The organism is Gynurincola endophyticus (assembly GCF_003991195.1).
Lineage (GTDB): Bacteria > Bacteroidota > Bacteroidia > Chitinophagales > Chitinophagaceae > Gynurincola > Gynurincola endophyticus.
The window spans coordinates 60,222-81,322 of sequence record NZ_RCWL01000003.1; the positions used below are offsets into that span (position 1 = coordinate 60,222).

General features: G+C 36.9%; 23 protein-coding genes. 7 read left to right on the plus strand and 16 right to left on the minus strand.

From position 1 onward, the window contains the following. Position 1: 1 nt before the first annotated feature. The 10 genes from D9O48_RS06825 to D9O48_RS06870 all read right to left on the minus strand — a co-directional run bounded on the left by D9O48_RS06825 (position 2) and on the right by D9O48_RS06870 (position 7,212). Entirely contained in the window at positions 2 to 1,156 is a 1,155-nt protein-coding gene (locus tag D9O48_RS06825) for a lanthionine synthetase LanC family protein (RefSeq protein WP_126971990.1), read from the minus strand. Between the two features lies 1 nt (position 1,157). Then, a complete protein-coding gene (locus D9O48_RS06830) occupies positions 1,158 to 2,357 on the minus strand; it encodes a lanthionine synthetase LanC family protein (protein ID WP_158624840.1) in 1,200 nt (399 codons plus the stop codon). 89 nt (positions 2,358 to 2,446) lie between these two features. After that, positions 2,447 to 2,695 carry a class I lanthipeptide gene (locus D9O48_RS06835; protein WP_126971994.1) on the minus strand — a complete coding sequence of 83 codons (249 nt, stop codon included), beginning with the start codon at positions 2,693 to 2,695 and terminating at the stop codon, positions 2,447 to 2,449. Positions 2,696 to 2,785: 90 nt separating this feature from the next. Beyond that, complete coding sequence (locus D9O48_RS06840) at positions 2,786 to 3,040, minus strand: TIGR04149 family rSAM-modified RiPP (RefSeq protein ID WP_126971996.1); 255 nt, start codon at positions 3,038 to 3,040, stop codon at positions 2,786 to 2,788. A gap of 79 nt (positions 3,041 to 3,119) precedes the next feature. After that, positions 3,120 to 3,389, minus strand: a complete 270-nt coding sequence (locus D9O48_RS06845; protein ID WP_126971998.1) for a TIGR04149 family rSAM-modified RiPP — start codon at positions 3,387 to 3,389, stop codon at positions 3,120 to 3,122. 82 nt (positions 3,390 to 3,471) lie between these two features. Further along, the gene (locus tag D9O48_RS06850; protein WP_126972000.1) at positions 3,472 to 3,738 is read right to left on the minus strand and encodes a class I lanthipeptide; all 267 of its coding nucleotides are present in this window, start codon (positions 3,736 to 3,738) and stop codon (positions 3,472 to 3,474) included. A gap of 80 nt (positions 3,739 to 3,818) precedes the next feature. Beyond that, a complete protein-coding gene (locus tag D9O48_RS06855) occupies positions 3,819 to 4,088 on the minus strand; it encodes a TIGR04149 family rSAM-modified RiPP (protein WP_126972002.1) in 270 nt (89 codons plus the stop codon). A gap of 332 nt (positions 4,089 to 4,420) precedes the next feature. Further along, a complete protein-coding gene (locus D9O48_RS06860) occupies positions 4,421 to 4,675 on the minus strand; it encodes a class I lanthipeptide (protein WP_126972004.1) in 255 nt (84 codons plus the stop codon). Between the two features lie 223 nt (positions 4,676 to 4,898). Continuing rightward, positions 4,899 to 5,159, minus strand: a complete 261-nt coding sequence (locus D9O48_RS06865) for a class I lanthipeptide (protein WP_126972006.1) — start codon at positions 5,157 to 5,159, stop codon at positions 4,899 to 4,901. Positions 5,160 to 6,699: 1,540 nt separating this feature from the next. Continuing rightward, positions 6,700 to 7,212: a hypothetical protein gene (locus D9O48_RS06870; RefSeq protein ID WP_126972008.1), complete on the minus strand. Its 513-nt coding sequence runs from the start codon at positions 7,210 to 7,212 to the stop codon at positions 6,700 to 6,702. Positions 7,213 to 7,340: 128 nt separating this feature from the next. Here D9O48_RS06870 and D9O48_RS06875 point away from each other — a divergent pair, with 128 nt between their 5' ends. From D9O48_RS06875 to D9O48_RS06895, 5 genes are all read left to right on the plus strand, one after another. Then, positions 7,341 to 7,838, plus strand: coding sequence for a hypothetical protein (locus D9O48_RS06875; RefSeq protein ID WP_126972010.1), 498 nt, complete (start codon positions 7,341 to 7,343; stop codon positions 7,836 to 7,838). Between the two features lie 67 nt (positions 7,839 to 7,905). Beyond that, on the plus strand, positions 7,906 to 8,415 hold the full coding sequence (locus D9O48_RS06880; protein WP_126972012.1) for a thermonuclease family protein: 510 nt from the start codon (positions 7,906 to 7,908) through the stop codon (positions 8,413 to 8,415). A 208-nt stretch (positions 8,416 to 8,623) separates the two neighbouring features. Next, on the plus strand, positions 8,624 to 9,265 hold the full coding sequence (locus D9O48_RS06885) for a hypothetical protein (protein ID WP_126972014.1): 642 nt from the start codon (positions 8,624 to 8,626) through the stop codon (positions 9,263 to 9,265). Positions 9,266 to 9,911: 646 nt separating this feature from the next. Next, complete coding sequence (locus D9O48_RS06890) at positions 9,912 to 10,694, plus strand: sensor histidine kinase (protein ID WP_126972016.1); 783 nt, start codon at positions 9,912 to 9,914, stop codon at positions 10,692 to 10,694. After that, on the plus strand, positions 10,691 to 11,338 hold the full coding sequence (locus D9O48_RS06895; protein ID WP_126972018.1) for a response regulator: 648 nt from the start codon (positions 10,691 to 10,693) through the stop codon (positions 11,336 to 11,338). The genes D9O48_RS06890 and D9O48_RS06895 overlap by 4 nt, the downstream gene beginning before the upstream one ends. Here D9O48_RS06895 and D9O48_RS06900 read toward each other — a convergent pair. The 4 genes from D9O48_RS06900 to D9O48_RS06915 all read right to left on the minus strand — a co-directional run bounded on the left by D9O48_RS06900 (position 11,330) and on the right by D9O48_RS06915 (position 16,111). After that, a complete protein-coding gene (locus D9O48_RS06900; RefSeq protein ID WP_126972020.1) occupies positions 11,330 to 12,304 on the minus strand; it encodes an alpha/beta hydrolase in 975 nt (324 codons plus the stop codon). The two genes, D9O48_RS06895 and D9O48_RS06900, sit on opposite strands and share 9 nt — an antisense overlap. A 21-nt stretch (positions 12,305 to 12,325) precedes the next feature. Further along, a complete protein-coding gene (locus D9O48_RS06905; protein ID WP_126972022.1) occupies positions 12,326 to 13,879 on the minus strand; it encodes a glycosyl hydrolase family 79 C-terminal domain-containing protein in 1,554 nt (517 codons plus the stop codon). A 149-nt stretch (positions 13,880 to 14,028) separates the two neighbouring features. After that, on the minus strand, positions 14,029 to 15,060 hold the full coding sequence (locus tag D9O48_RS06910; protein ID WP_126972024.1) for an LLM class flavin-dependent oxidoreductase: 1,032 nt from the start codon (positions 15,058 to 15,060) through the stop codon (positions 14,029 to 14,031). A gap of 4 nt (positions 15,061 to 15,064) precedes the next feature. Beyond that, entirely contained in the window at positions 15,065 to 16,111 is a 1,047-nt protein-coding gene (locus tag D9O48_RS06915) for a nucleoid-associated protein (protein ID WP_126972025.1), read from the minus strand. A 90-nt stretch (positions 16,112 to 16,201) separates the two neighbouring features. Here D9O48_RS06915 and D9O48_RS06920 point away from each other — a divergent pair, with 90 nt between their 5' ends. Both D9O48_RS06920 and D9O48_RS06925 read left to right on the plus strand, forming a co-directional pair. Continuing rightward, positions 16,202 to 16,786: a peptidylprolyl isomerase gene (locus tag D9O48_RS06920; RefSeq protein WP_126972027.1), complete on the plus strand. Its 585-nt coding sequence runs from the start codon at positions 16,202 to 16,204 to the stop codon at positions 16,784 to 16,786. A 159-nt stretch (positions 16,787 to 16,945) separates the two neighbouring features. Next, positions 16,946 to 17,209: a hypothetical protein gene (locus D9O48_RS06925; protein WP_126972029.1), complete on the plus strand. Its 264-nt coding sequence runs from the start codon at positions 16,946 to 16,948 to the stop codon at positions 17,207 to 17,209. Here D9O48_RS06925 and D9O48_RS06930 read toward each other — a convergent pair. Both D9O48_RS06930 and D9O48_RS06935 read right to left on the minus strand, forming a co-directional pair. Then, a complete protein-coding gene (locus D9O48_RS06930; protein ID WP_126972031.1) occupies positions 17,199 to 17,738 on the minus strand; it encodes a hypothetical protein in 540 nt (179 codons plus the stop codon). The genes D9O48_RS06925 and D9O48_RS06930 overlap by 11 nt on opposite strands. A 367-nt stretch (positions 17,739 to 18,105) precedes the next feature. Continuing rightward, positions 18,106 to 21,081, minus strand: a complete 2,976-nt coding sequence (locus D9O48_RS06935; protein WP_126972033.1) for an outer membrane beta-barrel protein — start codon at positions 21,079 to 21,081, stop codon at positions 18,106 to 18,108. Between the last annotated feature and the right edge of the window lie 20 nt (positions 21,082 to 21,101).

Below are 21,101 nucleotides of genomic sequence, written 5' to 3' on the forward strand. Positions count from 1 at the left end.
ATTATACCAAGAATATATTGTTACTCCATAATGATTTTCTATCGCTGTTGATCAGATCGTTCAATACGAGTCCTATACCAATGTTTCCGTTGAGAATAGAGGAATCAAAGTAATCAGGATCCAATTCATTTAATTCCGTTATCAGCACTTCCAGCCAGAAAGATGATTTTTCTTTAAAAATTTCAAGTTTAGAAATTTCATAAAGATGTTCGTACATATGAATAACGCCCGCTGTTCCATGACAGAAAAAAGAATTGTTTCTTTTATCGTTCATCCCGAAAGATTTATTTGAAATAACCGGTGCTATTTTTACTGCGAACTCATAAATAAAATCATCTTTTAATACTTCCACTGCTTTAAATAGCATGTAAGTAATACCAAGGTCGCCGATACACCAGGCGTATTTAGGTGTATAGTCGAAAGACCCGTCTGGCAGAATGTATCTGGGGAAAAGTGTTTTATTTTTTTCATCATCATCAGAACCGGAAGAGGTATTAATCAATGTATATATCAATGCGCGTGACACATCACGTAACTGAGTATTTTGTGGGTCAGCCTGAATTAAACGCAGCATTACGAGTAAGAAGCCGGCTTGTCCATGTACAAGACTTGTATCCAACACGCCTCTTTGATGATTAACAGTAATAGACTGAATAAACTTGTTCTCAATACAGTTATATATATAAGGAACAAATTTCAATGCCGTTTCTGCCTGGCCACTACAGATAAAGTAATTCACAGCACCGAAAGCACCGTGCAGATAATCGAGATTTTTTTCATTGAACATGTTCACCGTCCATTCAAAAACATATTCATCGAATTCTACAAAAGAGAATTCATCGGAAATATAAAAATCGTATTCTATCATTAGCTGACGCAACTGCAAAAGCCCTAAGATGCCCCTGTTTAAGCCAAAGCCACTTACAACGGTAAAAGGGTCTTCAAAAGCATTGTTTAACACTTCTTCGAAAGCAGTTTCTACTTCTTTTTGCAGAACCGTGTTTTTATAAGTATGAGCAATGGTTGCCTTATACAAGAGAATACCCAATTGGCCGTCTAACAAGCCAGGATACTTATTATTATGCAAACGCAGCCCGTTGTTCACTCTTTGTAAAATCTGCTCTAAAATATCTGTATGATTGTCTACTAGTATCATTTTACAAATAGTTTAAAAATCTTATAAAACTGAGGTGACTTTTATTTATATAACACAATAGCAACATGCCTACTGCGGGTATCCCTGTTAGTAAAACTTTTTCACTGGGATACTTTTCTCCAAAATTGAACAACCTTGGATATTCAGGATCATTGTCTTCATCCTTATCAATTGTTACAGCGAATGCTATTGTTCTTTTAACCCAATAATTGTAGGACTCCAACAAATAATCATGTTCATATCCCATCGAAATAACCTGTTGATAAAAAAAAGCAAAGCCGTTACTTCCATACCACACACTATAATCATTTTGTCTGAAAGTTTTTTCTGTAGCAACTTTATCAATTGATTTAAGCCGTATCAACTCAAGCACCTCTTTTTCTAATAGGCTATCGTTCCATAATTTTGCTATTCTTAGCTGTGCGAATAAAATACCGATGTCTCCATATGACCAGCAGTCGAACCATTTAGAATCATCGGTTTTATAATGTTTCAGAGATACTGGAAAAAATGAATTTGACGTTACTTCAAAATCTTTTAAACGGCTCTCCCAAATAAGTTTCTGTAGTATTTTAATAATTAAAGCACTTTTATCAGGCTGTACTCCGTGTTCGTACAAATTAATGATACACAACAAAAGGCCTGAAAACCCGTGTGAAATACCGGTATAATTAACATTTATGATGACAGAATCCCGGTCATGCTGCAATTGATGGAGAACTGCATCTACAAACTCATTGAGAAACTGCCGGGCTTTTTCAGCACCTCTTCCGTTAGCAGTCATTCTCTCCAGAAAGTATAATGCATTCGGCACAGATCCGAAAACGGTATCATAATTCTGCTGGCTTACAAAATCCATCATACTTTTGTAAACAACTTCATCAATGTCTTCTAATAACTCATCCGAATCAATCTCATACAATCCTTCTTTTTCTATATAATGAACAAACCAGCCCAGCTCAGCCAATTCCTGACTGGGTCGGTCACTTTCATAAATCAGTTCTACATTATTGAGCACGCTCCAAAGAACATCCTCGATCAGCTCAATGTTTTCAATCTGCTTTTCTTTATAATAGTGCATCAGAAAAAGCAGCGCCCCCAGTTTCCCTTTTTTTACGCCGATAACAGGGAAGTACTCAATTTCACGTTCAACATACAGTCTGAACTCTTCTAACTTTAATTCAACAGCTATATTATTCATAATGATCATGAAAAGAGAAAATGGAGGGTACTATCCATTTGGCTCTTATTGAATATTTATAAATAAATGTCAGAATAAACGATTAATGATTACCCAACAATAGTTCCGCAGCAATCAATTGGTGGTTGATCAGGCTGAGGAGATGTAAGATCTTTAGTAATTGAAATCAAACTATGTATAATAGAAACTACTGAAGCAATAGTAGCAGCTGTACAGGTAACTGTAGGAAAGCTTTCGTTAGTAGCAGCTGCCAAACCACCTTTCAATACAGACATATCTTCGTTGTTTAGTCTGGAGATAGTTTCTTTGTTTAAAGAAAGTTTTTTATTCTTTTTCATATAGCGGTGTTTTTATTTAAAGAGTGAAAGAGGAAGAGAAGTTTTGGAAAGGAAAGGCGTTCTTCTCTTCCTATGATTATTACAATCTGATTATTTTTGAATAATGATTGTTCCGCAACAATCAATCGGTGGCTGCGGCTCCGGAGACGGAAGTGTTTCTTTAATTATAGAAATCACGCTTTCTATAATAGAAACAATCGAAGCAATTGTTCCGCCGGTACAGGTAATTGTCGGGAAGCTGGCGTTTGTAGCAGCAGCCTGACCACCCTTCAAAACAGACATATCTTCGTTGTTTAACTGATCAATCTTTTCTTTATTTAAAGAAAGTTTTTTGATTTTTTTCATTGTTTAATATTTATACAATAAAAGAATAAGAGAAGAGAATTAAATAGTGGTATTCTCTTCTCCGTAATATTTACCGTAATTACTTTTGAATAATCACAGTTCCACAACAATCGATTGGAGGTTGAGGACTAGGTGAAGGAGTCAAAGTATCTTTGATAATAGAAATAAGACTTGCTACAATTGAAACAACAGAAGCAACAGTACCACCTGTACAAGCAACCTGTGCATCTAACTGAGCTTGCTTACCAGTGGTAGCAGCTGCAAGTCCACCTTTCAAAGTAGACATATCTTCGTTATTCAGCTTAGAGATCGTTTCTTTGTTTAAAGAAAGTTTTTTTACTTTTTTCATCAGTTGTATTTAAACTAATTAAAGAATCGGGGAAGAGCATTCAATAGGGTGATAATTTTCTTCCACTGAATTTTAGCTATAATTATTTTTGAACAATTACAGTTCCGCAACAATCAATTGGCGGTTGAGGATCAGAAGGCCCCATTGTATCTTTAATAATTGAAATAATACTTCCGATGATTGAAATAACAGAAGCAACAGTACCTAAGCCGCACATTGCCTGAGCTTCTAACTGAGCTTGTTTACCACTGGTAGCAGCAGCTAAACCACCTTTTAAAGTAGACATGTCTTCGTTGTTCAGCTTAGAGATCGTTTCTTTATTTAAAGAAAGCTTTTTTACTTTTTTCATGAGTTACATTTAAATTAATTAAAGAAATGAGAAGAGCATTAACAGCGTAAAAGTTCTCTTCCCTGTATTTTGGTTTGTAATTATTTTCTGACAATTACAGTTCCGCAACAATCGATTGGCGGTTGAGGATCAGAAGGCCCCATTGTATCTTTAATAATTGAAATAATACTTCCGATGATTGAAATAACAGAAGCAACAGTACCTAAGCCGCACATCACCTGAGCATCTGCCTGAACGACAACCTGGTTACTGGTAGCAGCAGCCAAACCACCTTTTAAAGTAGACATGTCTTCGTTGTTCAGCTTTGAGATGGTCTCTTTGTTAAGAGACAGCTTTTTGATTTTTTTCATAAACTTGTTGTTTTAAATGTTTAAATAATTGGATATCCAAAAAACTTACAAGAGATGAAAATCCAATGCTGATCGCTTAAATCCATTCGTAAAACAAGTCCGAGTCATAGAACAAAGCCTTTCTCCCGGATAAATATTTATTAATAGCGGCATAGGAATACAATCACACACGCTGACAAATCACAGATGTATAATGGTCGCGTATATGCAAAAGAATTCCTGTTCTGCCTCATTAAGATAAAAGCAGGTGACGTTTGAGAAAACTCAACACGTTATTATTATACTCAAAAGGAGAACTATATCCGGATGTAAGAAAAGTACCGGAGAATAGTTTATCGGTTTACTGTTCCACAGCAATCACCCGGAGGATCCGGAGAAGGCTGAACTGTTATAGTAAGTGTTGTTTCAATAATGGTAATGGTAACACTTGGAAAAGTAGTAGTAATGCTGAAAGCATTGAGGGCTTTATTATCAGAACCGTTACCTACAGTAGCTGCAGCAAACCCTCCCTTTAATACTTCCATATCATTGTTATTCAAGCGGGAAATAATTTCCTTATTGACTGAGAGACGTTTAATCTTTTTCACAAACATTTGAATTTGGTGTTAAAAAATTTAGGACGCGTACTGAGAAATGAGTGAACGAAATGTGATAATTAAGATGTACACGCAAGCAACCGTTATAAACTGAATCAATCAACACAACAACATATCAATGTTGTTGCACATTAGCGGCAGAGAAGAAAAATAACAACTGCTCAGTATAATATTCTCTTCTCTGCACGGCTAAGTTTAATCTTATATATAAAGATTATCTGTTCACCACTGTACCGCAACAATCAATTGGTGGCGGTGGTGGAGGAGGATCGGGCTCCATTGTTTCTTTAATGATTGATATAACACTGTAAATGATCGAAACAATAGAAGCACCTGTTCCTAAAGTACAGAACACATGGTTTTCACCACCGCCTTTAGTAGCAGCAGCTAAACCACCGTTCAGAGCAGACATGTCTTCATTGTTCAGTTTTGAAATCTTCTCTTTGTTAAGAGAAAGCTTCTTCACTTTTTTCATAATCTGATTGATTTTAAATGATGAAATTGTACATAACTTTTTAAAGTTAAAGGATCAGTTCACTCCTTCAAATAGCACAAAAGAATAAATGTTTTAAAATATGAACGTTTTTTATACCATACATGTACACACTACAAATCATCACACAATGCAATATGCGCTTTGTAGCGACCGTTAAAATACATTATACCCACTCACCACAGCAATAACATAGAAAAGTGATTTACTCCGCCAAAAACGCTATTACCGAAAACTACATTTTCAATAAATGCATTTACGAAAAACATTGTATGCATTCGTGCATTTACTAATATTTATAAAACAAAAATGCATTTCATCTGATCAGATGAAATGCATTTGGTAATTCAATTATCTAAAGCGTTTTTTATTAAGCAACAAATTTCTCTTTAGTTGCTTTTTATGCAGATAGGAGAGGTTTAGTGGATTATTTTTTTGTTATTAATATCTTTTTAATCTGAAGAAGTAATATATACCTTCAAAAATTAAATTGTGTGTACGTCATTAAACTGTCAGTTCATTTTCTTTTTGCATCTGTACGCCTCTTCTCATAATTTGCGCAAACACATATAATATCAATATGATTAAAATAAACTCATCACCCAAAGAAGCACCAGGCAAACCACCCACTTTTTTCGATAACCTTTTATCTGGATGTTATAAATTATTGTAACAACCCATAAACCAAACATACTGCAACAAATTGATTCCAGGCTTCTGGCAATATTTATATTAAAAGGAGATTCCATTTTAATATTTTGCATGAGCTTAATCACCTTATAGGCTATCTGTGCTTTCATAACTTCCAATGCAACGAGTATAAAAACCGTCACTGAACAAAAAATGAACCTGTATTTGTAAATAACAGAAAAATCAAGCGCTCTGTACAAATCACTCGCTGCTTTAGAATTATGATGACTTATATAATAAGAGGTCAGTAATGTGCCGGCTTTTATTGTTTCCGACTATGACTAACCAGGTCATTACAGTAAGTACCTTAAATATAACTTGCGCATTTTTCATAAATCAGTATTTACTATACATACTTTTTTCACGAAATACCTATCGAAAAACAATAATTTTTTTTATTATTCAATAGTTTCCGGAGTCTTTCAACATGCAATTCATTGAAATAGAACGAACTTGCAAGTAATAGTAACAGGCTTTCTAATCAATTAATCTGCTTTGTACAGCATATGCTGAAGCAAGTGAAGAGATGGGGAGAATGAATATTAATAAGCTCAGGCATACCGGCAAACTGAAGGGTATTAAATAAATATCAAATGTTCATGATAAAATAAATGTGAAGAATATTCATGAATTATATTGAAGAGGCATACTTTATGATAAGATGAAATGATTTTGCTGTTCGTCGGCAAAAATTGATTTTCTGAAAAAATAAATTAGCTTTCTATAAATATATTAATAGAAAGCTATCAAACAATTACAAAGCTTTTTTGAGAAATGAAAAAATTACCTAATCACCCTCATAGTATAGATATAACTTATATATATTATTTATCTACTTTTGCGTAGCAAATAAATCATTGGCAAAATCATAAACCAGATCGCCGATGTAATAAGGAACCACATTAATCTGTTTAGTATGTTTACCATCATAGAAACCCAACTGATGACAATATTCATGAGCAAGATGCGCCGACAAAGCCATTACAGTGTGAAAACAGTTTAAAGGAAGTTTAGAAATCCAATGTTCATTTACCACTGTAACCGGGCTGCCAACCACAGTTGTACCCAATATTTCAGTAGATTTTCTTCCAAATTTTCCTAAAGAATTTCGAACATGCACCTGCATTTCATGCATTTTTTTCCGAACAAAAAGATGCTCGTATACAGACGCGTCTTCGACTTGGAAATCAACATGTTTCCAGTCATATTTAAACGAATTGACTAGTTCACGGAAGGATGATTTTCTGATAATTACATTCAGCAGGTTTACAGCATCATTGAACTGGCGGCCATAATGCTTCAGCGTTGAGTCGCTGCTTAAACTAATATTGACGATTGTACTCATCTCTTACCACTTTTTTAATTTGATATTGATAAGGGATCGGGGTAATTAAATATAAACATTTTTATGGAGACCAGCAACCATTTAAACGGGGCGTAACCGAAAAGCCAAATGAGTAGGACATTCGAATCATGAGAAAAATTGCATTATTAACAGTTATTATCTGTGCTACTTTTGCTGTAAAAGCACAAGACGTAAACAGAAATTTTGGTGTGGGGCTTCAAAGCTCTTTCCCGACTTTTGGATTAAGTGCTAAATACGCGATCACTGACCAATCAGTTGTTCAGGCAATTGTATCTCCTTTTGGCATTGGTACATGGAACAGAAACTATTTTGCAGGCAGATACCTTCACCGTTGGCTCGATGCAGCTGATTTGGGTGGCGGTATTTCTTTAGACCCATATGCATTCGGTGCGATTGGTTTAGTTACCTACAAGTATGACTACTGGGGAGGCTACAGAGAAAGCGACAGTTTCGTTTCATTCAGTTTTGGTGGTGGTGCTGAAGTAGTACTGGAAAAACATTTCGGTATTTCAGCGGAAATCGGTTTAGGTCAGTTCGGTGTTAGCCGTACAGGTGGTCTGTTTGGTTTAGTGGGAGGTATCGGTTTACACTACTATTTTAAATAATTTTGATTACACAGGCAATCGGAAAAAAACACTTACTATTATTAGTAAGTGTTTTTTATTTTTAAGAATGATTCGAATATTATCGTCCATTATTCTTTTAACCACCGGTGTGCTGGCAGCCTGCTATGTTAACCGGCCCGACACTATTATCGACTTATCAGCAGGGCGTCAGCAGCTAAAAATTACTAAAATCGTTGACGGGGATACCTTTTGGGCCATCAATCAACACAACCAAAATAAAAAATACCGTCTGATCGGAATTGATGCCCCGGAAAAATCAAACAGCTTTCAACAGAAGAAACATATTTACGGCGACAGTGCTACACGGGCGCTGATACAATTACTTCCGGATTCGGTCGTGTATATCAGCTTTGATAAAGACAGTTTAGATCGTTACAAGCGGTACCTCGTTTATTGCTTTAACAGCCAAAACCAGTTTGTAAATTTTGAACTGGTCAGAAACGGACATGCCTGGGCTAAAAACTATCCACCCAACAGCCGGCATCAAAAGCTGTTCTTGCTGGCTCAAGACAGTGCACAGAATGAACAAAAAGGTATTTGGAATAATATAAACTAGGGGTAATAAATAAAATCAGATTTTTTGCGTTATTAAATCGATTCGTTTACAGATTATTATAAATCATAATAAAAAGTTTCGAATCAGAGCACAAACATTTGATTATCAACCAATTTTAACCCGTCAAAAGAAAATACTACTTAAATAGGTCATCAATACTTATTGCATACTATTACTTTTGACAATCAATCACTTTAAATAGCTTGTAATGAAAAAGCTACTCATCATCAGTAACCTAGTTTTATTGGGCATTATCGCTTATCTCGTATTTTTTAAACATGATTTGCACCAGCCCAAACCAGAAGAGCCGATTAATGAACACCTAAAAGGAGTTATCTCTTTTCAAGCGGCAGAAATGATTTCGCATAATTATTCGGGCGACACAGTAAAGTCAAAAATGCTGATCACAACTCCGGATGGCGAAAGAAAAGTAGTAGACGACACAAAGTCTGTTTCTTTCAATTTAAAAGGCCTGAATGCATTCATCGCCGGCATTGAAAGAGCTGCAAAAAAAATTGGCTGTGACAAGCCGCTGGGTGTGAGAATTTATTTCTCTAAGTATCCGGATGCAGAAACCATGAAACGTACTCCAACATTAAAAGATGTTCCTGTTGAGTACGCAAACAAATTAACCTTCTTCTTTGTGCCTACTATTTTTGATGGCGAGAAGTTTAGAGATTTTAACCCGGTAAAGTGGACCGATTGCGATAATCCTCCATATTATACCAAAAAATCGGAAAGAAAACGCGGTGGTGAAAACAATCCTGATGATGATGATTGGATTTATAACCATGGAGATTTAATACCTCCTCCTTACCCCGGAGATGACTTTCCTCCATCAAACAAGTAGTATTAATGAACAGTATTAATGTTATTAAGTGGAGCCTGAATACAATGGAATTTTTAGCCTGTTTTACAGGCTTCCTTTACTTTAGAAAAATTAAAAATTCTCATTGGAAGTTTTTTCCATTTTATTTAGGCTTCATTTTCCTTATTGAGATGACGGCGAAATGGGCGCAAAGAGATCTTTCCAATATCCAGTTTGTGTTAAACCTGTACAAATATGTCGGGATTCCCATTCAGTTTTTATTCTTCTTTTGGATCTTTTTCAAACACGATCAACAAAAAGATTATAAAACCTGGTCTTTCACCGCATTACTTATTTATGTGATCAGCTTCATTTTTGATGAGTTTTTCATGAAAGGAGGAGTCTATTGGTTCAACTCCATCTCCTATACCTGCGGAAACATCGTCTTACTGGTGCTGATTATTAGATATTTTTATCACCTTACGAAATCAAACGAGCTCCTTTATTTTAGAGAAAAGCAAATGTTCTGGGTGTGTTTGGGGTTATTAATTTTTTATTTGGGAACTATGCCTTATTTTGGATTATATAATACCCTAAGAAACAACTATCCAGCATTGTTCAAACTGTACTGGCATCTGCAAATGGCCTTAAACATTTGTATGTATGCTTGCTTTTCAATTAGCTTTATATGGAGCAAGTCGAAATAACGATTTTTATCATTTTAGTAAGCGCCGTTCTTTTAATCTTTATTATAGGAACCGTCGTTTTCATTTTTCAGTTCCGCGAAAGAAAAATTAAACATGATGTAGAAAAGAAACGGATGCATGACCAATTCGATGTTCAACTCCTTCACAGCAGAGTAAAAACACAGGAAGACACCATGCGGTTTATCGGAGAAGAAATTCACGACTCAGTTGCCCAAAAGATTACACTTGCTACCATTTATACCCACAAAGTCGGAATGAATCCGATTAGTGTTCCCTTACAACCCGAATTAGATAATATTCTGAAAGTACTCGACGATGCAATTGAAGAACTCAGAGAATTATCAAAAAACTTAACCGATCAAAGATTACAGGAAGCGGATATCGTTTCGTTACTGCAAACCGAAGCTGAAAGGATTATTTCTACCGGAAGATGCAAAGCTATTCTGGAAGTGAATATCCACATCCCCCTGAAACCAACCACTAAAATTTTTCTGCTTAGAATTATTCAGGAATTTATTCAAAACAGCCTGAAGCATTCTAAATGCAATGTCATAAAAATAGTACTAACCGAACACAGCGATCATTTTCAGCTTAAAATCGAAGACGATGGAATAGGCTTTGATACGAATGATAATAAGAATAAAGGAAGCGGCCTGAACAATATGAGACGAAGAACTCAAATGCTCGGCGCCACTTATATCTTCGATAGTCAGCTTAATAAAGGAACCAGTTTAATTATTAAGATTGAAAAGTCCAAGCTATGATGAAGCATTCAATTGTAATCGCAGATGATCATCCGTTAATCGCTACAGCGATCAGAGCTATTATTGAGCAGTTTCCCGACTTCAGGGTTCTCTATGAAGTAGAAAACGGTCAAATGCTCATGGATAAATTAAAAGACGGGGCAGAAATACCCGACATTGTTCTTCTTGATATGTCGATGCCAATCATGGACGGAAAAGAAACCGCCATCTGGCTAAAAAGTACTTATCCGCAGATTAAAATTATCGCCAATACGGTTCAGAACGATATCAAATCTTTCGTCAGTATGTTCGAAGCCGGAGCCCTGGGCTATCTGACCAAAACAACCCCACCCAAAGAACTCATCAACGCACTCAGAACTGTTGTTCAAAACAAAACCCATTATCCTGAATGGGCACAAAATACCCTTCAGGCATTATACCCTTTTTCCCAGGTGTCGCCTTCTATGTTTAATGAAGAAGAATCGAGGTTCCTGAAATTCTTTTGTTGCAATCTCAGTCAGGTACAAATAGCAGAAAAAATGAACTGCGATCTGAATAAAGTGCAGGATCTGGAGAAAACCCTCTATACGAAACTACACGTCAACAGTTCTAACGCATTAGTACATTTCGCTCAGGTAAATAACTTAATTGACGAATCACTTTAGCCTGAATACTTTTCGTAAAAAATGATCAATTGCATTGACCATCGGAGTAAACCAGGGTTCAAAAAAAGGAAAGTGATGTAATGGCGTGTCAAATGTTTTTTGCTCGTGATAGATATGATAACGATCCAGTATTTTTTTATAGTCTTCGCGTCCGGCATGCATCCGGTCAATATTACTGTTAATAAATAAGGTAGGAGGAGTTTTTTCATTTGCATGAGTTAAGGGCGAAGCTTCTTCCCATAACTTATAATTATCTGCTTTCTTATAGCCGAGCCACATGGTGGCTGCAGATAGTTTTTCCGAATCATCTCCTTCTCCACTTTCAGGATGTACAAACGATAAAGTACCATCAATATTGATGAGGGCATTTACAATCGACCTCTCGTTGCTATGAATCCTTTCATCTGCATACATTCCGGCACCGGACGTTGCCAATAAGCTTGCCAGCATTCCGCCGGCAGAAAAGCCTCCCACTGCAATTTTATCCGGATGAACCTTCCATTTCTTTGCGTTATATCTGATAAAAGCAATATCGTGCTTTAGTTTATACAATGCTGCGGGATATTGCATATGCGTTGACAAAGGATAGTTTGGTAACACTACAGTGTACCCTTTTTCAACCAGGGCCAATGCCAGATGATGATTCATCTCTGCAGACCCCGAACGCCAACCTCCTCCAAAAATAAACATGACTACCGATTTATTGCGGTTTTTCGGTTTCGGTAGATACACGATTTTATCTAATTGTTTGTTATTACCGGTTTTGTACAACTTCATTTCTTTTAAGTTGGTTGAAGTCACTACCGGATATGCAGCATTCTTATCTGCTTTTTTTGCCTTCTCAAAAGCAACCGTTAACTGATAACTGCTATCTGTCTGATAAGTTAAACTATCGGTAATCCTGCTTTGTGATATTAAATTACCGGAGGTTAAAACACCGAGTAACAAAAATGCGTATCTCGTCATACTCTAAATATACGAAGTATTTTAGTGCTTCGACTGTACGATTGCCGCACTGACTGCCGGCATTCCTATCCGGTTACCGGTTTTCCTGCCTGCCACTTTATCGGTGTAATAAGTACCGCTGTATTCACCGTCTGTACTGGTGTCAAAACTTCTACCACCATAAGTTAATCCATTTACACTCGAATGTTGCGGTGCTGTTAAACGGGTTGACCAGGCTCTGTGGATAGAAGTATCTTTTATAAATACTCTTCCTGATTTTGATAGCTCCTTATTGATTAAAACAAACTTCATCTTATTGGCTGCAGTTAATACACCATATGCTTTAATATTGCTTTTTGTAGAATCCACCGACACAGATTGCAGTTGATTTCCTTCTTCCAGCAAATCAGAAAACATCCACATGGCATAATAGGGTGATTGCACAGATTTCAGTAAATATTCATCCGGAAAAAAATCTTTCCCTTTTGTAGTTGAATGATGAGTGAGGTTATCAAGGGGTGTTTCAAACAGAAAAGGGCCGCCGGCATTCGTTTGGTTTGTCATCGTTTTACTTCCTATATTAATATTAACCTGCACAACGCCGTTTTGTAAACTACTTAATAAATAGTCTAATAGCCATAAAGACGATTCAAAAGTATTGGATGTTTTTGAGCAGGACGGTAATGTAAGATTAACAATATTGTGATATTGATCGGAAGGCTTAACCTCTTCGATCGTTTTGGAGAAAAGTTCAGCATTCAAAAAAACAGCAGAATCTTTTGTTTCGCAATTCACCCATTTCTCAAGATTTATTTCGTGCAAACGAGGTGCACTGGTTACCGCCATGCCGGTCGTACCTGCAGTAGTTATAATAGACCGGTTCATATTCTTTACCCATTCTCTTGTTACTTCACTGGCTTTATCCCAGTCTATAATAATCGCTCTGATAAACTGATCATTCAGGTGTTTTTTTAATGCCTCGAGAAAATGCTCCTGTTTATTCTCGGGCAATTCGATGGAATATTCAACCTGATAACCTGCTGCCTGAAAATTATGCGCAAAAAGGTTGAGCATTTCCAAAGCCACGGAAGGTTCATCTACTTCATTTGATTTTGTAATAGTTACCGGAATACGTTTTGTTTTATCATATAAATTCTTCAACAGATTTACCAGTATTGTATTCGCTTTTTCTTTTGAGCCTATCAACGCCACAGTTTCTCTAAGTGAAAAATATACCCCTAAGTAGTCGAGAGGAATTAGCACCGGTGATTGTTTTTTTAACACCTCTACATCGCCCAGTCTTTCCCCGTCTTCCACTTTATAGCGTATATACTTTTCGTAAACCACTTCCCCTTTTTTAAAAACTCTTAAGCGAACAGCATCTTTGCCTACTACATAAAAATAAGCAGTATCACTTTTTAAAAACAGGTCATTATCAAGTTTCAACGAATCTGCTCCGGCCAGGTTCCAGCTGATAATTAAGGGATCGCCGTCTATCAACGGAGCTGTGATGTTCAGCGGAAAATCTTCCAGCTGTGAAGTTTCTTTACAGCCCCAAAAAATCAAACAAAGCAATAGGAGAGTGTTAAGACGCATAGCGGTTGTTTTGATCTCAAAACAACAATCCACATACCATACATTAACTTATATAAACAAAGAGAGAACTCATGACCGAAATCAAGAATTCTCACTTTTTGTATTTTTGAGAGCGATTTTTTCTGCTCTTTCATCGCATAAAAGACGAACTATTTACCCAAAGCTTTTTTCACTGCGGGAACTACTTTCGTTCCGAAAAGTTCGATCGACTTCAGCATTTCTTTATGAGGGAAGGATCCGACACTCATTTGTGCCATAAAGCGGGTGAATCCGAACAGCTCGTACTCATACAAAATTTTATCGATTACCATTTGTGGGTCTCCTACCATTAATGCCCCTTTCGGTGACCTGAGGTAATCATACTGCTCTTTCTCCATTGGCAACCATCCTCTTTCATGTCCGAGTTGAGTCATTTGTTTTTTATAAGAAGGCCAGAAAACTTCTGCCGCGTGTTCAGCAGATTCGCCAATAAATACGTGTGTGTTAACACTTGTCTGTATCTGATCTTTTGGTAAGCCGGCTTTCACCACTTCTTCTTTATACATTTTCATAAAGGGGGCAAAACGATGTGGCTCACCACCGATAATAGCTAATGCAAGAGGAAGTTTAAGATAGGCGGCCCGCATGATAGACTGTGGGGTTCCTCCTACTGCAATCCATATCGGTAATGGCTTTTCTGCCCGTGGATACACTCCAAGATTATTGATCGGTGCTCTGGTGGTACCTTTCCATTCTACGGTTTCGTTTTCATTTGCCAACATGAGCAAATCGAGTTTTTCAGCAAATAGCTTATCGTAATTCACCAGGTCGTAGCCAAATAAGGGATAACTTTCAATAAAACTTCCCCGGCCAACCATTATTTCAGCACGTCCTTTACTCAATAAATCAATCGTTGCATACTGTTGATATACTCTGACCGGATCATCGGAACTTAATACGGTAACAGCACTGCTCAATTTGATTTTGTTTGTTCTTGCTGCTATTGCGGCCAGAATAATACCGGGTGCAGAGGCAAGATATTCTTCGCGGTGGTGTTCACCGATAGCAAATACATCCAGACCCACCTGTTCTGCCAATTCAGCTTCTTCCAGCAGGTCTTGCATCCGCTGTTGTGGCGAAAGCTTGTTTCCAGCCACTTCATCGTACATGTTTTCAACAAAAGTGTAAAGCCCGAATTCCATAATGTTAAGTTTCTTCTTCGTAAAAAATTTTATAAAACTTTCTTCCGGTTTCGTCATCAATTCCTCTTTCAATCAGATCGCGCCGGCCGTGTATGTAGATATGAAAGTTCTTGTCTAGTTTTAAAACAGTTTTAAAGACTTTTTGTTGTTTCTTCACCGCATTTACGTGAATAGCAAATTCATCTTCAATTTCAAAGCTTTTAGCAGACTCAAAATTACGCTTATAGTCCATAAAAGTATCCACAATATCCTGATGGTGCATTACTTCTTCGGTAAATTCTTCCAGGCTGAACTGTTCTTTTGTTTTGAAATATTCGATTGACTTATTCAACATTTCAATCTGATCGCTCTTCGATACTTCAAATTTTTCAGGATACTCGTTGGTGATAAAAGACTTACAAAGGTTCAGATATTTATCGGTTTGGTGATAGCTATCCGCATACGGAGTTACCTGCAAAAATTCTTCCACCCAATACCTGGTATCGCCGTTTTTGTTGGTGTGATCAACAATACAAACCTTTCCTCCTTCGGCGAGGTTAGCATGTAATATTAAACATCCTTTGTCTAACTTATTGATATTAATTCCTTCTTCATGAATCACCTCATAGTTTCGGCCGTGAGGGAATACCTTGAGGAAGGTTTCTTTAGATTCTGATTTGAATATTCCTATAGCTCTTGTATAATCACCTTCAAAAGGAACTTTATCAAACATAACAATATACAATTCGCCTTCTTTTACTTTACTGTGAGTTGATTTCTCATAAAGAAACCTGGCGAGTAAACGTGAGTTATCAACAAACGTATCTCTGTCTTCAAAAATCTGAAAACAGTATTGATATACTTCATTCATCGACAAATCACTCAAATGGGTGAAATGATAAAGCTCATGCTCATTAAATGAACCTAAAAAGTATTTAGTTAAAAGGCCGCTGACAATTTCATCATTCAAAGTGAGCGGATCTTCCGAAAGAACTAACTCTTCTGCTCTGGAAGGATTCCCTACTTTGTGTACAATAACTTTTTCGAGTGCAACACCATCAATTCCTGTCATTCTGATATCAATTTGTGAATGCGAAGATAATTTTGAATTGAATCACTTGATAGAATTATATATCTTAGTTTTACACGAATCTGATTAATTATGAGAGTTGTTTTGTTTATTTCAATGATGATGTTGTTGATTGGTTGCAAAGAAAGCACCGATGAAAAACCGATTATTGGCATAGAAACATCTCATGGAATGGTCAAAATCGAGCTTTATCCCGACAAAGCCCCGCACACGGTGCATCGTTTTGTACAATTTGTAGAAAGAGGGCTGTTTAAAAAATCATCTTTTTACCGTGTGATGCACAATTTTAATCAACCTTCAGATACTTATAAAGCAAATATTATTCAGGGGGGGCTGTGGAGAACGAGCGCACACCTGAAAGATACGCTGACAGGTATTCCCCATGAATCCACCAAAGAAAGTGGTTTATCACATACCCGATGGACTGTTTCGCTGGCAAGAAACGAAGCAGGCACAGCTACCACCGAGTTTTTCATTTGTATGGATGATCAATATGGTTATGACTATGGCGGTAAAAACAATGAAGACGGACTGGGTTATGCTGCTTTTGGGAAAGTAATCGAAGGATATGATGTACTTAGAAAAATATATGAATCTCCTGAAACAGGCCAATATTTCAATCCTCCGGTAACTATTTTCAATATAAAACTGCTATGAGAGTACGATTGCACAATTTTTTACCGGTATAAGAAGAATTACATCTGCCGTCTATATGTAAACTGTTAAATAAAACTTAGATTTCTTAAATAATTTCGAATTGTATGAAGATTTTAGTAGATTTATATAAATAGCCCTTTCAAAAATCATTAAAAAATCATGGCCATAACATTAGAAGATTTTCGCTATAAGCTTATAGAAAAAATCATCAATGCGCCAAATGACGACTCGATCAAACGATATATCAATGCGGCGCTAAAAGGTTTAAAAAAACATAATGTCAACGGACATATTGTAAACAGATTTGTTGCAAAAACAATTTTTCAGTTAGAAGCAAGGAACCCTGAGTTGTACACAGAAAAACAAAAAGAGAACATTAGAAAGGCACTCAATTATATTAACTACTCACATCCTAATTCATAGCATATTCGTTTTTAGTTTTCAACTGAACAACTTTCATTTCTAAAAGCCATTCACCTTCATATTTCAGCTCTAAAATAACTCTTACTGATTCAATAGTGGGCAATAGCTCAAAATAAGCCTTTGTAGAATTATCTACGCTGGTTGACTTTATATGTAATACGGCTGATTTATTTTTTTGTTGAAAATTGATGATTGAGTTTGATAGTTGCTTCACCATCAGTTTGTATTTGTCTTTGGCGAGCTCTTCTATCTGACCGATGGGTTGCGACCATGTCCATTCCCACTCATTCGTAGGGTGATTGATTTCAACTTTGAAAACACTACCGGGAGCGTCGGCAGTGATAACACTTCGGCTTTCAACGGAAGAAATTCGGTTTCTGGAGGCATTATCGAGCATAGGAGCCGTAATGCTTTGATGTTCATTCAGTACCCGTTCTACCAAATCTGTATAAGGATTGGTAAAAACAGATTGAGCCTGAATACTTTGTAAACCAAATACTATTAATAAAATAAGTAGAGGTAAACGCATAGGCACGGATTTACAGTACTAAAGTAAAATTGCTCGTTGCAAATTGCAATAGTAAATCTACGTATACAATAAATTAACTCACAAAACGTTTTATCCTTTAACCTAAATCCTAAAAATGATGAAAAACAGCAAATCCACACGTCAGCATGAATTGGTAAACAGTCAGTACAAATCTGCTAATCTTGTACAATCTTTACTCTTAAACGTTTTTTCCGTTATTTTTTACGGAAAATCTACTTTACAGCCCAGCTATTACAGAAAGCGTAAATCATAGGCTGCTGCCATTAACGAAATAAAAAAAAGAACCCTCCCCAATCACTATGGGGAGGGTCTTTTTATTGTGTTCTATCAAAACCAAGAAAAAACACTAATACGGGAAGTTGATAGAAGCTCCGGGAGAACCTGCAGGTACATTACCACCTGGTCTGCCCATTCCGCCCGTAGGGAAACCGCCAGGCATTCCACCTCTCATATTTCCCGGACCGAAACGGCTTTCGCTGTTTTGCTGAGCTCTATCTCCGGCTCTGTTAAGGTTATAAGTAAACGTCAACATGAAGTAACGTTTTAACACTACAGAGCGGGTATCAATAAAGTAGTTGTCTGCCTGCGTACGTGTAATTGACTGGTTTTGGTTCAGGATGTCTCTTACAGAGAACTTCACCTCACCATTCTTTTTAGGGAATACCTGTACGGCAAGACTACCATTCCAAACAGGGATACTTTGGTTGTATCCTTCTGCACGGCCCGTATTAACTAAGTAGTTGAAATCAGAGGCCACAACCATTCTCTTCAGGAACTGATAAGTTGCTTCTGTTCTATACGTTTGAGTATAATAGCGTTCGTTACTGTTTGGAGTTACAGTATAATTAATGCTATTGAAAGTCAGGCTGGCATTTAATAAGATATTCAGTTTTGATTTGATATCCATGCTGATATTTGCTGACTGAGTAATACCTAATGTTTTAGCAACATTTTCTTCGCCACGTAACAAGCTCTTGTTGTGGTTATAGTTCATAAAGTTGCTTAAACTTACATTTGATCCACGCAATGAACCTTTTAATGGCATACCCCATGTGAGGTTAGAAGAAACCGAATAAATACCGTTCATGTTCACCGGAATTACATATTCCGCCCCTGCTACCGCCTGTACAGTTTCTAAGATATCTGCCGGAGGAGCCATGATACTGTTTACTATTTTGTTGTTCGTATAATCAGCTCTTACACCTGCGTTGAAGAAGCTAAAGCTGTTTGAGTTAAACGTGTTATAGTTAATATTCACGTTGTTATTAAACTCCTGCTTCAGATTAGGGTTACCATTGGTAATACGTAATACGTTTGAGTAGTCGGGTGCATCCTGTAATTGAGTGATGCTCGGCTGGCTCGTTCTACCACGATAGAACATTCTCAGATTTTTCTGACGACTAAACTGATAGTTAAAGCTGGCATTTGGTGCAAAGTTCAGGAAGCTGTGTGTAAGCGTAGTGTCAACACCTGTTAACGCACGAACACTTCTGCTTGACATTTTGGTACTTTCAACTGCAGCACCTAACTGCATATTGTATTTAGGTTGAACGATACGGAAGTTGGTACCGATGCTATGTGTATTAGTTGAGTTATCGAAGAAGTTTGTTTGCTGTAGATTCACAGAATCATACTTTCCGGTAGAGCTAAAATTATATGCTTTACTGTCAGATGTATTATCTCTGTCGGTATAAGAATAGTTAAATTCTAACATTTTATTTGGAGCAATCGCTTCTGTAAATGTAGTAGCAATGGTATTGCTTACGGTTTTCGTAGCCTGGAAGCGCTCCACGTCCTGTCTTACAATTCCAATTGTATTTCCAAATTCATCGAGGTTGTAAATCGGAGCAATCACTAAAGAATAGTTGTCGCCGTCATTCACACTGTTCTGCCATCTTAAGGTGAAAGTTCTACCGTCTTTTCTGAATTTTCTTCTGTAAAGTAAGTTATTGTTCAGGTTATAACCTTCTCTGTTCGATGTATTCACTCTGTTCGAAGTATTGGTCATGTAGTTAAGACCATTTCCTCTGAAAAAAGTCACTGATGTATCCTGGCTAAACGTTTCTGAATTCTGGAACGTTAAAGTAGGCGTATATAAAATAGAGTTGAATGAGTCAATGTAATATTCTAATCTTAAATTGAAACGATGGTTTTCATTGAAAGAGTTAGAGGCAGATTTTGAATCCTGTAAGAAAACAGAGTCTGCTTTGTATTCAGTTGTTCTGAAGCTTTCCTGTTCGTTAATGGTTTTAGAATTACTATAGAAATAAGAACCTGTTACATCAATTTTTGATCCCCATTTATCACTATAGTTCAACCCTACGTTACTGTTACGATTTACACCGGTTTGACCCATACCGCCGCCAAAGCTCATACCGCCCATACGCATTCCACCGCCGCCACGGTTTCCGCCGCCACCTCCACCGAAGCTACCACCGCCACCGCCTGATGAACCCATGATATCGCTAAAGGAGAAGTTTTGTTTATTGATATTGTTAGATCCGCCCAGAATTGAAATTCTTCTGTCGTCTTTAAACATGTTTAATAAAAGACTGGTTTCGTAGCGATCGTCTGAACCGTAACCACCGATTACTCTACCGAAGTAACCTTTGTTCATTCCTTTTTTCAATTTGATATTAATGGTTCTGGTACGGCTACCGTCGTCAATACGGGTAAATTTAGCCTGATCGCTCATGTCGTCGTACATCTGGAACGACTCAATCATGTCAGCTGTGATATTTTTGGTAGCCATTTTAGGATCGGTACCAAAATACTCTTTACCGTTTACATATATTTTAGTTACCTCTTCACCCTGGGCAGTAATAGTACCATCACTGCCAACAGTCATACCCGGCATTCTTTTCAGAACGTCTTCTGCTGTTGAGTTCGGGGCTGTTTTAAAAGCATCCGCTTTAAATTCTACCGTATCTTTTTTTACTGAAATCGGCGGAGCTTCCACTACAACCGCTTCTAATTCGTCAGCCAGTTTATCTAAATGAATACTGCCGAGATTTACATTCAAATTATCAGCAGCAATGGAGAAAGTCTTTACATATGGTCTGTAAGATTGGTAAGATATTTGTACTATATATCTACCAATATCCAGGCCTTTAATATTAAATTCACCTTTGTCATTTGACAAAGCATAAGTTACCAATGAAGAATCTGCCGCCTTTTTTATAGTAACGGTGGCATTACTAAGTATATCAACATAAATCGTGTCTTTTAGGGTACCGGAAACCGAACCTTTCTGGGCCAGCGCAGGCACACTTATAATGGTTACAATCAACGCCAAAACAAACCTTGATAATGGGAATCGCATAAAATTATTCTTATTATACT